Source organism: Calothrix sp. UHCC 0171, from assembly GCF_034931845.1.
In the GTDB taxonomy this organism is placed as follows: domain Bacteria; phylum Cyanobacteriota; class Cyanobacteriia; order Cyanobacteriales; family Nostocaceae; genus Brunnivagina.
Window position 1 is genome coordinate 101,959 of record NZ_JAYGHN010000012.1, and the last position, 14,789, is coordinate 116,747.

General features: G+C 39.5%; 10 protein-coding genes. 3 read left to right on the forward strand and 7 right to left on the reverse strand.

What is annotated here, in order from left to right; all coding sequences use genetic code 11:
- The first annotated feature begins 44 nt into the window (after positions 1 to 44).
- The 3 genes from VB733_RS11770 to VB733_RS11780 all read left to right on the forward strand — a co-directional run bounded on the left by VB733_RS11770 (position 45) and on the right by VB733_RS11780 (position 5,678).
- The gene (locus VB733_RS11770) at positions 45 to 680 is read left to right on the forward strand and encodes a TetR/AcrR family transcriptional regulator (protein ID WP_323340270.1); all 636 of its coding nucleotides are present in this window, start codon (positions 45 to 47) and stop codon (positions 678 to 680) included.
- A gap of 191 nt (positions 681 to 871) precedes the next feature.
- Positions 872 to 2,461, forward strand: coding sequence for an efflux RND transporter periplasmic adaptor subunit (locus VB733_RS11775; RefSeq protein ID WP_323340271.1), 1,590 nt, complete (start codon positions 872 to 874; stop codon positions 2,459 to 2,461).
- A 58-nt stretch (positions 2,462 to 2,519) separates the two neighbouring features.
- Entirely contained in the window at positions 2,520 to 5,678 is a 3,159-nt protein-coding gene (locus tag VB733_RS11780; protein ID WP_323340272.1) for an efflux RND transporter permease subunit, read from the forward strand.
- A 397-nt stretch (positions 5,679 to 6,075) separates the two neighbouring features.
- On the opposite strand, the gene VB733_RS11785 is transcribed toward VB733_RS11780, so the two are convergent.
- The 7 genes from VB733_RS11785 to VB733_RS11815 form a co-directional block, all read right to left on the reverse strand.
- Positions 6,076 to 9,672 carry a response regulator gene (locus VB733_RS11785; protein WP_323340273.1) on the reverse strand — a complete coding sequence of 1,199 codons (3,597 nt, stop codon included), beginning with the start codon at positions 9,670 to 9,672 and terminating at the stop codon, positions 6,076 to 6,078.
- Between the two features lie 680 nt (positions 9,673 to 10,352).
- Complete coding sequence (locus tag VB733_RS11790) at positions 10,353 to 11,432, reverse strand: glycosyltransferase family 4 protein (protein ID WP_323340274.1); 1,080 nt, start codon at positions 11,430 to 11,432, stop codon at positions 10,353 to 10,355.
- 313 nt (positions 11,433 to 11,745) lie between these two features.
- Positions 11,746 to 12,510 (reverse strand): ChaB family protein, encoded by a 765-nt coding sequence (locus VB733_RS11795; RefSeq protein WP_323340275.1) that lies wholly within the window; start codon positions 12,508 to 12,510, stop codon positions 11,746 to 11,748.
- An 86-nt stretch (positions 12,511 to 12,596) separates the two neighbouring features.
- Positions 12,597 to 13,133: a Dps family protein gene (locus VB733_RS11800; RefSeq protein WP_323340276.1), complete on the reverse strand. Its 537-nt coding sequence runs from the start codon at positions 13,131 to 13,133 to the stop codon at positions 12,597 to 12,599.
- A gap of 367 nt (positions 13,134 to 13,500) precedes the next feature.
- Entirely contained in the window at positions 13,501 to 13,860 is a 360-nt protein-coding gene (locus tag VB733_RS11805; RefSeq protein ID WP_323340277.1) for a hypothetical protein, read from the reverse strand.
- Between the two features lie 82 nt (positions 13,861 to 13,942).
- Positions 13,943 to 14,230, reverse strand: coding sequence for a coiled coil domain-containing protein (locus VB733_RS11810; RefSeq protein ID WP_096616298.1), 288 nt, complete (start codon positions 14,228 to 14,230; stop codon positions 13,943 to 13,945).
- A 39-nt stretch (positions 14,231 to 14,269) separates the two neighbouring features.
- Positions 14,270 to 14,779 (reverse strand): CsbD family protein, encoded by a 510-nt coding sequence (locus VB733_RS11815; RefSeq protein WP_323340278.1) that lies wholly within the window; start codon positions 14,777 to 14,779, stop codon positions 14,270 to 14,272.
- Positions 14,780 to 14,789 lie beyond the last annotated feature (10 nt).

A 14,789-nucleotide genomic window follows, 5' to 3' on the forward strand; every position in this document is an offset into this window, starting at 1 on the left:
CACTATAATGTGCTGTAGTCCTCACAATGTAAGCAAGCACTTGCATGGAAAATTTAGTTTCAAGAACCGCGCAAACTCGTGCGCGTCTATTGGCAGCAGCAACCGAGGTGTTTGCCAATGCAGGGTTAGCTGGGGCGACAACCCGTGAAATTGCCCGTGTGGCTGGGGTAAACGAAGTCACTTTGTTTCGCCATTTCCAGAACAAAGAGCAACTATTAGCTGCTGTCATCCAGCAAGCGATCGCTTTGCAGGCAGAAGCTTTAGACAATCAGGACGAATGGACGCAGGATTTAGATACAGACCTGAGCCATTACGCATGCCTTTACAATCAGATGTTAGAGGAGCATGAAGCCTTAATTCGCACATTTATTGGCGAAGCAAAGCGACATCCTGATGCGGCTCGGCAGATACTACATGATGCTTGTCAATCATTAAACGAAAAACTGGTTGCATACCTACAAAAGGGACAAGAGAAAGGTACTGTGCGTCTAGATATAGATTTAAAACCAGCAGTGGATATGTTCATAGGTACGTTGCTTTCCGGGATGCTACGTCGTACTGCTACCCCGACAACACTAGGCTATAGCACCGAATCTTACATAGAGACTTGTGTCAATCTATTTGTCGGTGCTATTAGTGTTCTGCCAATCAATATCAATCGTTCCTCTTCCAGAGATTGATCGGGACATAGAGTCTGGTATCAGCCGATGTCTGCAATCTACCAACAATAACTTTTCCGCGAATATCATATCTGAGTCATCACTTATTATGAAAATCTCTGCACGTCAGAACATCAGCCCGATAAGTCTTGAGTTGGAAATGATACCAAAGCAAATCGCCAAATTTGAAATATCAAGGTGAAAAAGTGAAGATGTCTGACTCTGAGTTCCCCGATTATTCTCTTCCTGGTGAGGCAGAAAAGCCTGCTGTTAATGATTCTCATCAGGCTGAACCAGAACAGCCCCAAATCAAGCCAGGGCGAATATCTATGGCTGTTAAAAAACAACGTTGGTCTCTAATTATCGGCAGTATCTTATTAATTGTCGGTCTTGGTGGTGGTTGGCGCTGGCGGCAAATGAACCCAGCTAACAATGCAGGCTCTAGGGCTGCGGCAAATCAACCAATGGGAGTTCCTGTCAAGCTAGCTACTGTCGAGACGGGAAATTTACAGGAAACATCCCAGTTTGTTGGCTCCTTAGAGGCTCCACGCTCAGTGGTACTCAAGCCAGATATTGATGGACGAGTCACCGAGGTTGTAGTTAAAGAAGGCGATCGCGTCCAAGGGGGACAAGTAATAATTCGCCTGCAAAGTGACGATGCTCAAGCTCAGGTACAACAAGCAAAAGCCGCCCTAGAACGTACCCAAACAAGACTGGCGGAACTGAAAGCAGGTACTCGCAAAGAAGAAATTGCCCAAGCCAGAGCCAAACTAAATCAAGCACAAATTCGCCTGAGTAACGCCCAAGCGGGAGCGCGTCCCGAAGAAATTGCCCAAGCGGAATCTCAAATTGAGGCGGCAAAATCCGATTTAGAACTAGCTCAATCCAGAGCCAAACGATACGCACAATTAAGAAAAGAAGGTGCAGTTTCCCAAGATCAACTAGAAGGATATCTTAGAGAAGAGCGTAGCGCTCAAGCCCGGTTACAAGAAGCCCAGCGTCGATTAGAGGAAGTTCGTAAAAGCAGACGCTCTGATATTAATGAGTTAGCTGCTGTGGTGGAACAAGAAAAACAAAATTTACGGCAATTAGAGAATGGTCCTCGGCAAGAAGAAATTGCCCAAGCGCGATCGCAAGTAAGTGAGGCTGCAGCTCAAGTCCGGACTGCCCAAGTGCAACTGCAATATACTAATATCCTCGCCCCCTTTACTGGTGTTGTCGGTAATATCCCCGTAAAATTGGGAGAGTTTGTTAATAAAGGTGACGAACTCACCACCATCACCAAAAATGATTCCTTAGAATTAAATCTAGCTATTCCCATCAGCCAAGGTGACAAGTTGCGCGTGGGATTACCTGTGCAATTATTGGATGCCCAAGGGCAACCCACAGCCAGAGGTAAAGTAACTTTTACTTCTCCTGATGCTAGTGTAAACTCGCAGACAATTTTAGCTAAAGCCACCTTTGCCAATACTGGCGGGCAATTGCTGAATCGCCAATTAGTGTCAGCTAGAGTGATTTGGAATGAACGCCCAGGTATATTAATTCCCGTCACAGCCGTATCTCGCTTAGGTGGAGAGACTTTTGTGTTTGTCGCCCAAGCCCCAGAGCAACCTAAACCGGGAATGCCTGCTTTAGTAGCTGTGCAAAAACCAGTCAAGTTAGGAGCTATTGAAGGCAATAATTATCAAGTTAGCGAAGGACTGAAGGCTGGGGAAAAAATCGTCGTTTCTGGGATTCTGAACCTCAATAATGGTGTGCCGATTATTGCTGAGTCGGAAGAAGGGAGTAATCGGAAAAACTAAGTTTTGTGCAAATACATAACCACTAATTACGTAGTTTCACTTACCGATTACTAAAAATATGTTTGTTGATTTTTTTATTAAACGACCAATCTTTGCGACGGTCTGCGGTTTGATTATCCTGATAGTGGGAGCAATCAGCATTCCCACTTTGCCAATTGCCCGATTCCCAGATATTACCCCCACGCAAATCAGTGTTACTGCCAACTATAGCGGAGCCAGTGCTGAGGTTGTCGAGAGTGGAGTGACTAACATCCTAGAAAGGCAAATCAACGGCGTTGAGGGACTCAGATATATTACTTCCAGCAGCAGTAATGATGGTTCTACTAATATTACAGCTACCTTTGATTCCTCACGAAATAAAGATATTGCCGCCGTTGATGTCCAAAATCGGGTTTCTGTAGCTCAAGCCCAATTACCCGATGTTGTCCAACGTACCGGGGTGAGGGTTTCTAAGCAATCGAATAGCATTCTCTTAGGGATTGGTTTGTACTCAGACAACAAAGAGTATGACACAGTCTTTTTAAGTAATTATGCTGACCTTTACTTGGCAGATGCCTTAAAAAGAGTCAAAGGTGTGAGTGATGTGCGAATTTTTGGTGAACGTCGCTATGCCATGCGTTTATGGTTAAATCCCACTCGCCTAGCCAGTCGGGGATTGACAACCGATGATGTGACTAGGGCGCTTTCCGAACAAAACTTACAAGTGGGTGCCGGGAGAATTGGGCAAGAACCTGCGCCGCCAGGACAACAGTATCAACTTGATGTTCGTGCTTCTAGTCGATTGACAGATGCCGCCGAATTTGCCGAAATTGTCCTCAAATCTGAGGAAAATGGCACCTTAGTTAAACTCAAAGATGTGGGTAGAGCCGAATTAGGTGCAGAAAATTACAATACATTTCTGCGATATCGGGCTAAAGATGCCGTGGGGTTGGGGATTTATCAAGTTCCCGGTAGCAATGCCTTGGATGTAGCCAAGGGTGTGAAAGCGGCAATGGTGGAATTAGCTCCTAGTTTTCCCCCAGGTTTAAAATATCAAGTAGCATTTGACACAACATTATTTGTAGAAGAGTCCTTAGCAGAAGTATTCAAGACTCTGATAGCGGCGGTGGTGTTAGTTGTAATTGTGATTTTTGTCTTCTTGCAAGATTGGCGGACGACATTAATCCCAGCAATTACGATTCCTCTATCTTTGATTGGGACATTTGTTTTTGTCAAAGCCTTTGATTTTTCCATCAATAGTTTGACATTGTTTGGTTTGACTTTAGCCTCAGGGATGGTAGTAGACGATGCGATCGTTGTTGTCGAACAAATCAGCCGCTTTATTCAAGAAAAGGGGATGAGTCCGCGTCAGGCGGCGAGTGAATCCATGGCGGAATTGTTTGGGGCTGTAATTGCTACATCCCTAGTGCTGATGGCAGTGTTTGTACCAGTGGCATTTTTTCCGGGAACCACAGGCGCACTGTATCGGCAATTTGCCCTGACGATCGCCTTTGCGATCGCTATTTCTACTTTTTTAGCTCTCACCTTAACTCCTGCTCTGTGTGGTCAACTGCTGCGGCAAGGACAACACCCCCCCAGATGGTTGAGTCGGATATTTGAGCAAATTAATCGATTTTTGGATTGGATGACCAGGGGTTATAGGCGATCGCTGAATTTTCTCACCCGCATCAAAGGTATTATTATTGGCTTATTCGTTGTCTCCTTAGGAATGACAGCTTGGTTGTACATGACTGTGCCCACAGCTTTTCTCCCTGACGAAGACGAAGGCTTTTTTCTGACAATCATTCAAGGACCACAAGGTGTTTCGCTGCAATATACTAGCGACGTTATGGCAAAAGTAGAACAAGAAATTCTCCAAGTTCCCGAAGTCTTAGGAACTTTTGCTGTCGGTGGTTTTGGTTTTAGTGGTAGCACCGCCAATAGTGGCATTATCTTTACAACTTTAAAACCTTGGAACGAACGGCAAAAACCAAACCAGTCAGTCCAGGCGATTTTGGGTAATTTGCGCGGAAAATTAATGACAATTTCCGAAGCCAGAGTTTTTCCCGTGAATCCTCCACCTATTCAAGGTTTAGGCAACTTTGGCGGCTTTGTCTTTCAACTCCAAGACCGCAGAGGTAGTAGTGGTTTAGAAAATTTAGTGCAGTCGATGGGTCAATTGCTTGGGCGTGCCAATCAAACCCCAGGATTGCAAGCTGTATTTAGCACCTTTGCGGCTGACACACCCCAAGTTTTGGTAGAAGTAGACCGCAACAAAGCCAAAGCCTTGCAAGTTTCCATAGATGATGTCTTCAATACCCTACAAACAGCTTTAGGGTCACAATATGTCAATGATTTCAACCTGCAACAGCGTAATTATCGTGTTTACGTTCAGGCAGATCAACAATTTCGCTCTAACCCCAAAGATATTGGGCAATTATCTGTACGTTCTCAAACAAATCAAATGATTCCTTTGAGTAACTTAGTGAAGATTACACCTACGGTAGGGGCACAAACAATTAATCATTACAATTTGTTCCGTTCCATAGAAATTAACGGTGCTGCTGCCCCTGGCTTTAGTTCCGGCGATGCAATCCAAGCCATGGAACAAGTTGCTCAAGCAGTTTTACCACCTGGCTATGGTTATGAATGGTCGGGAACAGCATTAGAAGAAATAGAATCTGGTGGTTTAGCACCGCTAATTTTTGGCTTAGGTTTGGTCTTTGTGTTTTTGGTACTAGCTGCCCAGTATGAAAATTACATTGACCCAATTATTATTCTACTTTCAGTTCCCTTAGCAATTTTTGGAGCGCTTTTAGCTCAATCAATGCGGGGTTTCTCTAATGACGTTTACTGTCAAATTGGTTTAGTAATGTTGATTGGTTTAGCGAGTAAAAATGCGATTTTGATTGTGGAATTTGCTAACCAATTACGAGAACAAGGGCTGCCAATTAACAAAGCAGTAATTGAGGCTGCACAACAGCGATTAAGACCAATTTTGATGACTGCTTTTTCTACGCTTTTGGGAATTTTTCCCTTAGCTACAGCCACAGGAGCCGGGGCTGGTAGCCGCCAATCTTTAGGAACCACTGTATTTGGGGGGATGCTCATTGCGACTTTTTTGAGTTTGTTTGTAGTTCCCATTTTGTATATTGTGATTAAAACTGCTACTGAGCGCTTTAGTCAGAGAAATCACCAGAAACAATTGCCCGTAACTATTTCAGACGAGGAAGCTTAAGAAGACGAAAAACTTGTCACCGAAAATAAATGAGATCAGGGATTAAAGCTAACAAAGATTAGGAATCATGTAAAGGTAAAAACAAGTAGTACAAGTATCTCGCTGACAATTTCCCAAAGGTAGGTAATACCATTTCACGAAAAATCTGATACAGATGTAAATCCTGAAAGCTTTGCTGCATCTAAGTTTTTTAATTGCGTAGCTTTAGCTTCTCGCGAAGCGAGTATTGCGAATTGCGTAGCTTGCTTCTCGCGGAGCGAGTATTGCGAATTGTGAATTGGTATAAGATGCCCCGGAGTTTTCCGTGAAGAACATCTCCCCGGAAACTCCTCTCCACACTACTTGTTTAATTTATTTTTACACGAATACTTATCTGAAAATTAAGTTTAGCTCGGCGTTATTTGTATAACCAAACTCGTAATAGGGAAAGTAATTGTTCCGTATCTATTGGTTTTGTAATGTAATCGGAAGCACCAGCATCAATACATTTTTCGCGATCGCCTTGCATGGCTTTTGCTGTTAAAGCAATAATCGGTAGATTTTTAAATTGTGGTTGTTGGCGAAGGTTACGAGTAGTTTCATAACCATCCATTTCTGGCATCATCACATCCATTAGTACAATATTAATATCAGGATTTGCTTGTAACACTTCAATGCCATCACGACCATTTTCAGCAAATAAAACCTGCATTTGATAGCCCTCTAAGACACTGGTAAGAGCAAAAATATTACGGACATCATCGTCAACAATAAGGATTTTTTTCTGTGCAAGTATGGGGTCAAAAGTTCGCAAATTTTCCAACATTTCCTGCTGAGTTTTTGGTAAATTGGCTTGGACACGATGTAAAAATAAAGCAGTTTCTTCCAGTAATCTTTCAGGCGATCGCACATTTTTAATAATAATTGTTTCTGTTAGTCGTCGCAGTTTAGTTTCTTCTTGTTGGGATATTTCTTTGCCAGTATAGACAATAATGGGAATTTTAATTAGACTTGGTTGTTCTTTGATTTGCTCAATTAATTCAAACCCGCTCATATCGGGTAAACCTAAATCTAAGACAATACAATCGACTCGATTTGTTTGCAAAAATGACAATGCTTCTGCGCCCGTGCCAACAGATGTACTTTTCACATCGCTATTGCCAATTAAAGCAATGATACTATTAGCTTGTACCTGGTCATCTTCAACTATTAACAGATTTTTGACCTTACGTTGAACAAAATCCTTAATTTCAGTTAATATTTGGGTCAAAACTTCTTTAGAAACAGGTTTTTGTAAATATGCGATCGCGCCTAATTGTAAACCGCGCTGTTCTCGATCATCAACGGACATAATATGTACTGGAATATGACGAGTTTCCGGATCACGTTTTAGTTGATCTAAAACTGTCCAACCATCCATTTCCGGCATATATATGTCCAGGGTAATGGCATGAGGCTTAAATTGTTTTGCTAATGCTAAACCTTGTTTGCCTCGTAAGGCAATCAGAACTTTAAAGCCTTGTTCCCTTGCCATATCCAAAAGAATTCGCGCGAATTTAGTATCATCTTCAATGATTAATAAAATACGCTCTTCGTCTGGTGTAATTACATTTCTATCGTCAGGAATTTCAGTTTGGTGAATAATGGGAGATGACTGAATTAGAGAAACTTCGTGATTATTTTGTATCTTCCTATTTCCCTGTTCACCCATCTCTTGTTTATTGGGGAAGGTTAAAAACTGTGGTAAAAATAAAGTAAAGACACTCCCTTCTCCTGTTTGACTTGTTAACTCAATCCTGCCACCTAGTAATTGCGCTAATTCACGACTAATTGACAAACCTAAGCCTGTTCCACCATATTTACGACTAGTGGAACCATCTGCTTGTTGAAATGCTTCAAAAATTACTTTTTGTTTATCAAATGGAATTCCAATGCCAGTATCACGAATAGCAAAGGTGATCATATTTTCAGGAGCGATGCCAATTGCCAGAGTTACACTTCCTTGTTCGGTAAACTTAAAAGCATTGGAAAGTAAGTTTTTGATAATTTGTTGTAGACGCTTGATATCAGTAGTAATTGTCTCAGGTAAATTTTCATCTAATTGAATGACAAAATTCAAGCCCTTAGTTTCCGCAAGATATTGAAAATTTCTCTCTAAATTCAGTTTTAAGTCCAGCAAACGCAATTGTTCAATTTCTACAGATAAATTACCTGACTCAATCTTCGCTAAATCTAAAATATCATTGATTAACTCTAATAAATCGGAACCAGCAGAATGTATAATACGACTATATTCTATTTCTTTTTCTGTTAAATTACCCTCAGGATTATCTGACAGTAACTTCGCTAAAATTAATAAACTATTCAGAGGTGTCCGCAATTCATGGGACATATTTGCCAAGAATTCTGACTTATATTTAGACGATACAGCTAATTGTTCAGCTTTTTCTTCTAAAGCTTGTCTTGCTAACTCAATTTCCTGATTTTTAGCTTCCACTTCATGCTTTTGTTTCTCCAACAATTCAGCTTTCTCTTCTAATTCTTCATTCAGTTGTTGCAACTCTTCATTAGATTGCTTTAATTCTTCTTGTTGATGTTTTAAAAGCAATTCTGATTCTTTTAATGCTTGCGTTTGCTCCGCCAAAACTAGATTACTCTGTCGGAGTTCACTTTGCTGATGTTGTAACTCCTTGGCTAAATTTTGAGATTCCTCTAGTAATGTTTGAGTGCGGATATCGGAAAAAATATTATTTAAGGCAATACCAATTATTTCACTGATTTGTTCTAAAAAGTTTAAATGTAACTCACTAAAATTTTGAAATGAAGCCATTTCTAAAACAGCCATTACCTGATTTTCAAATATTACTGGTAAAACAACTATATTTAATGGCGTAGCATCTCCCAAACCAGAACTAATGCGAATATAATCATGGGGAACTTGCGTTAGTAAAATCCGTTGCTTTTCAAGAGCGCATTGTCCTACCAAACCCTCACCCAATTTAAACTCATTAGCGAGATTTTTCCGCGTTTGGTAAGCATAAGAACTAAATAATTTGAGTATTGGCTCATCATCTTGAGAATCCATCACATAAAAAACACCCTGTGATGCCCCAATCAAAGGCGCTAAATAGGATATGATTAAGCGCGTCACAGTTTCTAAATCCCTGCGCCCTTGTAAAATTTGACTAAATTCTGCTAGATTTGACTGTAACCAAGCTTGCTGCTCGTTTTGGTAATTGGTGTCACGCAAATTAGTAATCATCCGATTCATTGTGCGTGTCAATAAACCAATTTCATCTGTGCGATCGCTTGCTGGTAAACTAACAGATAAGTCTCCTTCTCCCAATGATTCCGCTATCCGAGAAAATCTACTCAGGGGATGGGAAATATTACGGGAAAGAGTGATACCAATTACAGCTAAAATTAGGAACGAGAGCGGAATCCCATAACTAATCGTAGCAAGTGTTAACGCTGCTGCGTTTCGCGCCTTACTAGAACGCTGTACCAACAGTTTATTTTCCTCAGCTTCGATTTGCCGAATTATTTTATTGCTCTCTTGCGTCAGTTGTTCTCCTTTATTCGTGAGAACAAATTGTTTGGTGGCTTCAAAACCTCGATTTTGTCTTAAGTTAATACTACTTTGAAGTCTATTTATTCTTTGGCGTACCACAACCTCTAAACCATCAATCTGACGTTGTTGAGTTGGGTTATCAACCGTCAATCTTCGCAATTCCTGCAAACTTTGCTCTGAATTTTGTGTAGCAGTTTCGTATAGTGTTAGATAATCATTTTGTTCAGTAATTATGTAACTACGGGCTTCCTTTTCAGCACTTCTTATGTGTAATACCAATTCTTGAAGCTGACTAAGTACCTGGTTAGTGTGTCTTTCCTTACCGGAATTAGTAATGAGTTCGTTGATAGATATGTAAGAAACAATACCTATTGTACTCAGTATTGTTAAACCCAAGGCAAAACCTGCTCCAATTTTAGTACCGATTTTCAAACGATTGATCATTGAGATTCTTACTTACTAATGATGAGCTTGCGAATAGTTCAATTTTGCATAATCCTAGGTTTCATGCAAATTGTGTGTGATACTTAGGCATTTTCTGCGTAGCACCCGCAAACGAGTTTTCCAGTAACTAGATATTCTACTAAATTTGGACGTTGCACATAGTTGTTCACATTTTTAAACATAACTATTGATTGAAAACTACTACAATTGCATCACTTCAGAGGTTATGTATAAAGTAAACCTTAAGACCAAAGAAACTCCGTTTCTTGGATTTAAGTATCGAGCATCATCTGACTTTTTGATGAGACACCGGGTTTCTCCCTGCGCGACTATTCTTAATATTTGCTTTATAAATGGTCTCTCACGGAAATTAATATTGATTTCAATCTTGCTTATATGCCTAATAATTTAACATTTATCCTGAAGTTTAACAACTTTGTGCGATAATAATTAACCTGATATAGAAGGTAAGTTTTAGGCAAAGAATTGGGGTTAGGTTCATCGAAATCACGTGCATAGAAAGAAGATATCAGACAATAAAAAATCCCCGGTGACGGGGAAATTCAGCAAGTATTATCTAAGTAATTACTTATGCAAAATTACCAAGATTAATCTGTCATTTTTATTGTCACAAACGCTTAATTTCGCTTGGCATTTATCTGAACAAAATTGAAAATATACTAAATAGTAACTGGACTCACTGGGCTAAGTGAATGACCATTTTTAACAAATTTATCTGCCATAATTTGGCGGTAGATTTGCTCGTAGCCATCTACCATTTGTTTAACACCAAAACGATGAGCAACATATTTTCTCACGGCGTTACGATCTAGTTCCACAGCATTAGGGATAGCATGAATACATTCTTCCAGAGTATTGCAAACAAAACCACTAAGCCCATGCTGAATTACTTCTGCTGTCGAGCCTAGGTTCAAAGCAATAACTGGCGTACCAGCAGCCATTGATTCAACCATGACTAAACCAAAAGGTTCTCGCCAAGTAATCGGAAAAAGTGTTGCGGCTGCACCACCCATCAATTCATTTTTCTGAGAATGATTTGCTTCACCTAAATATTCAATTTGCTTACCATCAATTAGTGGTTTAATTTCTCTTTCAAAATAATCTTTGTCAACAACATCAACTTTTCCTGCCATTTTTAAATGCCAACCAGATTTTTTGGCAATTTGAATTGCTAAATGTGGTCCTTTTTCTGGTGATATCCGACCTAAAAAGGCTAAATAAGGAGGATTTTCTGGTTGAGGGTGATATTTATGGGCATCAATATCAATCCCGTTATAAACAGTGGCTACATAATTCAAGTCCAATTGAGGTTCCCGTTGTGCATGAGAAATACTCACGTAGCGCTGACGTTTGGCATAGGTAAAAATCTTTTGATTTTCGCGAGTAAAGGTACCATGTAAAGTATGAACTGTTGGTGTCTTTACTAGTTCAGCATAAGCGAGGGCAATATATCCCATATGGGAATGAATAATATCAAAATCATCTGCTTGGTTATAGACTCTACTCATTTGTAAAGTCTCATATATAGCAGGTTCTTTAATATCTGGATCGAGTCGTAAAGCATGCGGGTGAACTGATTCCAGCTTTGCAAGACTAATGGAATCACCAGAAGCAAATAGTGTGACTTCGTGCCCACGTCTTACTAATTCATCAGTTAATAATCCAACTACTAACTCAATTCCACCGTAACCGGGAGGTGGAACTCTTTCCCATAATGGGGCTACTTGAGCAATTTTCATTATAATGCCTCGATTTTTAAAATATGAAAATGAAAAATGAGTATTTTAGATGCAATTATTTGGTTTCATTCTGATTGACTTTTATTGTGGTTTTTTCTGAGAGTGAATAATTTTGTAGTAGCTATAATTATATGTATACATTTTTTGAGATTAAGAAGGCAATTGACCTATAGAAGTAAAAATATTTATCTCCAGGTAGACAGTAATTAAAAAAAAAAGACTGGAAATTCCAATCTTTTTACTTATTATTCGCTAATTACAACTAATTTTCTTGAAATTAGGCAATTATGAGCTAATTTTGTTGATTTCCATTTTAGATACTCACCTTAGCTTTTGACCAAATTCCCTTCTCATCTTCGTCAAATTGCTGATGAATTGCTTCCCAAGCCGCTTGTTCTGCTTTGATGCCATCATTATTTTCGTCTAGTACGGCATTGTAGCGTTCTATGAATATTTTTTGAGCTTCTTCAGACAAATGCGATCGCACTTCCGGGGATAAATCTTCAACACCTTGACAACGCCCGTTACAAGGATGAGGTAGTGTCATTTCGCTGACATGAACTTCTTCACCACCAGCACTTTCAATCAACAGTTGAAACTCCCCACTCCTATCGGCAGGAACTTCTGCCATGAGGATAAATTCCCCTGCTTTTAAGCGAGTTTCATAAATGGTAGCCTTTTCTTTCTCCATTCCCAAGGTAATCAGTAGGGATGCCAAACCTGCACCAGCACTACCAGCCAGTGCCCCGCTTGCTGCCCCTAGAAGTACCGCACCGATGGGACCTGCTGACACTACAGAACCAACGAAAGGAATCATCAAGACACCCACACCTGTGAGTAAACCTAAGAATGAACCAAACAAGGAACCAAAAATAGCCCCGCTTCTCAAGCCTCCCAGAATTACATCCTTCTTAGTAATAAAGCCAGCAATTCGAGTTTGAGATTGGAAATTGTTACCCATTACCGAAATGCGATCGCGAGATACGCCTCTATCTAATAAACGTCTGACAACAGCATCAATTTGATTTTCTTGTTTAAAAACTGCGGAAACTGTGCGTTCTGGTGTGTTACTAGACATTTGGATTCCCCTTTAAAGTTTGGCAATTTTGCGAATAATGAGATGGAATTTAGTTTTTTTTAGTTATGAATTACAAAAGCTAATTACTAGACACCAACGGTAGATTTGCTTAATTGTGGTTGTTTACCATCTGCTTGAAGTGATTCTCCTTCCACAAATGACCGTAACATCCAAGCCATTTTTTCATGCCCTTCCATCAAACCAGTTAAGAAATCGGTAGTTCCTTCATCGTGAAATTCTTCACTACATTGGTCAATATGTTTGCGAAGATTACGAATGATTTGCTCATGATCATCTACTAAACGCTCTACCATTTGGGTTGCATTTGGGATATCACCAGAATGTTCTTTGAGAGAGGTAATTTTCAGAAATCCTGCCAATGTGCCCACAGGATAACCACCCAATTGACGAATTCTTTCAGCCAGAGAATCAATATTTTCAGTTAAGGCTTCGTAATGTTCTCCCCAAAGTTCGTGTAATTGACGGAACTGGGGACCAACAACATCCCAATGAAACTTTTTAGTTTTTACTAGTAGTAGATAGGAATCTGCCAAATCACTATTCAAAAGATTAATTACACCTTGACGTTCAGCTTCTGTTAAACCAATGTTAATTTTACGCATTGCTGATTTATCTCAACTCATTACATTTTTATTTAAACAATTTTTATTAAATCAGTAACCTCTCATCTGATGGAGTTTAGATGGAATCAAATCTGCCTCCGAGAACCAAAATAAACTATCTAAAGATAATTGCGATCGCAATTTTGTAGTTCTTAATACAGTAAGTGTTACTAAAATCGCTACATTCTCAAGCTTAATTTTCACTTAATTCTCAAAAAATCTGTCCACCGAACATTGAGGATGGCATCTATTTGTAAACAATAAAAATCTCATATCCCCGACTTTTTAGAAAAATCAGAGATATGAGTGTTCACAAATATTTTCGGAATGCTATAGATATTGTTCTAATTTTGACATCAGAAAAATTCTATTTTTTACCAGTTGCTTGTTCTAAGAAACTTTCCACTTGGTTTTCTATAGAAGTCGCATTTTGGGAATTACTAGGACGAAACATTTTATCTTTGTCAGCATCACCTTGAACTTCGTTGAGACCTTTTTGTGTTTCTGCTTGTGTTTCTTCTAAGTCGGGACCTTTGGAAGCAGCGACATCATCAGTTTTTTCTTGAATTTTGTTTAATTGTGTAGTCGCGTCAGTGTTAGCGCTTTTGGAGGTACTGTTTGCAGATGCAGGCAGAACATTAGAGAAAAGTAATGTTAGACACAAAGCTGTAGCAATTACAAAGCGGAAAGAACGAACAACTGATTGAATTAAACGAGTAAAATTCATTGGTTTCTCCTAGTGAATAAATTGAATTAAATTGAATTGAATTGACTGAATGTGATGAATGAAATTAGCAAGAATTAGCCCTTTAGCGAAAATGAGTCACAGCGCGATTAAAGGAATCTTGTAGGTCACTCCAAGCTGTTTCTAAGCCATCTTTCATTTCCTCCCAAGCGTTTCCACCTTTAGATTTGAGTTCTTGCAATTTGAGGCGGGTAGTTTGACACTTGGTATTTAGAGATGCAAGCTGTTCTTGATATGCATCCTTAGCATCGGCTTGGGCAAGAGAAGATTTAACTTTTAATTCATCGATTTGAGTTTGGAGTTTTGCCAGTTGTATCTCCATCTTCTCTTGAAAATCTTGCTTTGTATTCATATAACCACTCCTAAATTGAGTATTTTGGCAAATATTTACTTATTGACCAAAAATGCTTTTGACGTTATCAACAGCTTTATCTGTAATTTTTTCAACTCTGTCATAACTTTCTTGAATCGCCTCTTGAGATTCATCAGTTGCTCTTAAATCTGCATTGTTAACTGCATTTTTCGTGGTTCTGATATCTCTTTCGACCTTGTTTTTAGCTCTATTTGCTACGTCTTCAATGGCGTTTTTAGTAGTACCAATATCTTCTCTAGCTTTACCTTTCGCTTCGTTGATAGCTCCTTCTGCCTGTCCAGTCATTTTACCAAGGTTACGTTGTGCAGAACCTACGGCTTGTTCTACTTTTCCAGCTGCTTGATCGGCGCTACCTTTGCCAAAAAGTGCTACTAACTGAGAAGTATTTGTTAAAGGTGTAGCATTCGCTGAACTAAAATTAGAAAATACTCCAACCCAGATGGTAACAATAGCTAAGAAGCCACAAATAAGGTTAGAAAAAAGTGATTTAATTTTCATCATTTTGGGACTCCTGATATTTTTATTCATGACTATTCAT

Excerpts from the sequence above, each read along its gene's own strand:
- VB733_RS11805 (WP_323340277.1), bottom strand. The coding sequence starts at position 13,860 with ATGAATTTTACTCGTTTAATTCAATCAGTTGTTCGTTCTTTCCGCTTT.
- VB733_RS11800 (WP_323340276.1), bottom strand. The coding sequence starts at position 13,133 with ATGCGTAAAATTAACATTGGTTTAACAGAAGCTGAACGTCAAGGTGTA.
- VB733_RS11775 (WP_323340271.1), top strand. The coding sequence starts at position 872 with ATGTCTGACTCTGAGTTCCCCGATTATTCTCTTCCTGGTGAGGCAGAA.
- VB733_RS11795 (WP_323340275.1), bottom strand. The coding sequence starts at position 12,510 with ATGTCTAGTAACACACCAGAACGCACAGTTTCCGCAGTTTTTAAACAA.
- VB733_RS11790 (WP_323340274.1), bottom strand. The coding sequence starts at position 11,432 with ATGAAAATTGCTCAAGTAGCCCCATTATGGGAAAGAGTTCCACCTCCC.
- VB733_RS11815 (WP_323340278.1), bottom strand. The coding sequence starts at position 14,779 with ATGAATAAAAATATCAGGAGTCCCAAAATGATGAAAATTAAATCACTT.
- VB733_RS11810 (WP_096616298.1), bottom strand. The coding sequence starts at position 14,230 with ATGAATACAAAGCAAGATTTTCAAGAGAAGATGGAGATACAACTGGCA.
- VB733_RS11785 (WP_323340273.1), bottom strand. The coding sequence starts at position 9,672 with ATGATCAATCGTTTGAAAATCGGTACTAAAATTGGAGCAGGTTTTGCC.
- VB733_RS11780 (WP_323340272.1), top strand. The coding sequence starts at position 2,520 with ATGTTTGTTGATTTTTTTATTAAACGACCAATCTTTGCGACGGTCTGC.
- VB733_RS11770 (WP_323340270.1), top strand. The coding sequence starts at position 45 with ATGGAAAATTTAGTTTCAAGAACCGCGCAAACTCGTGCGCGTCTATTG.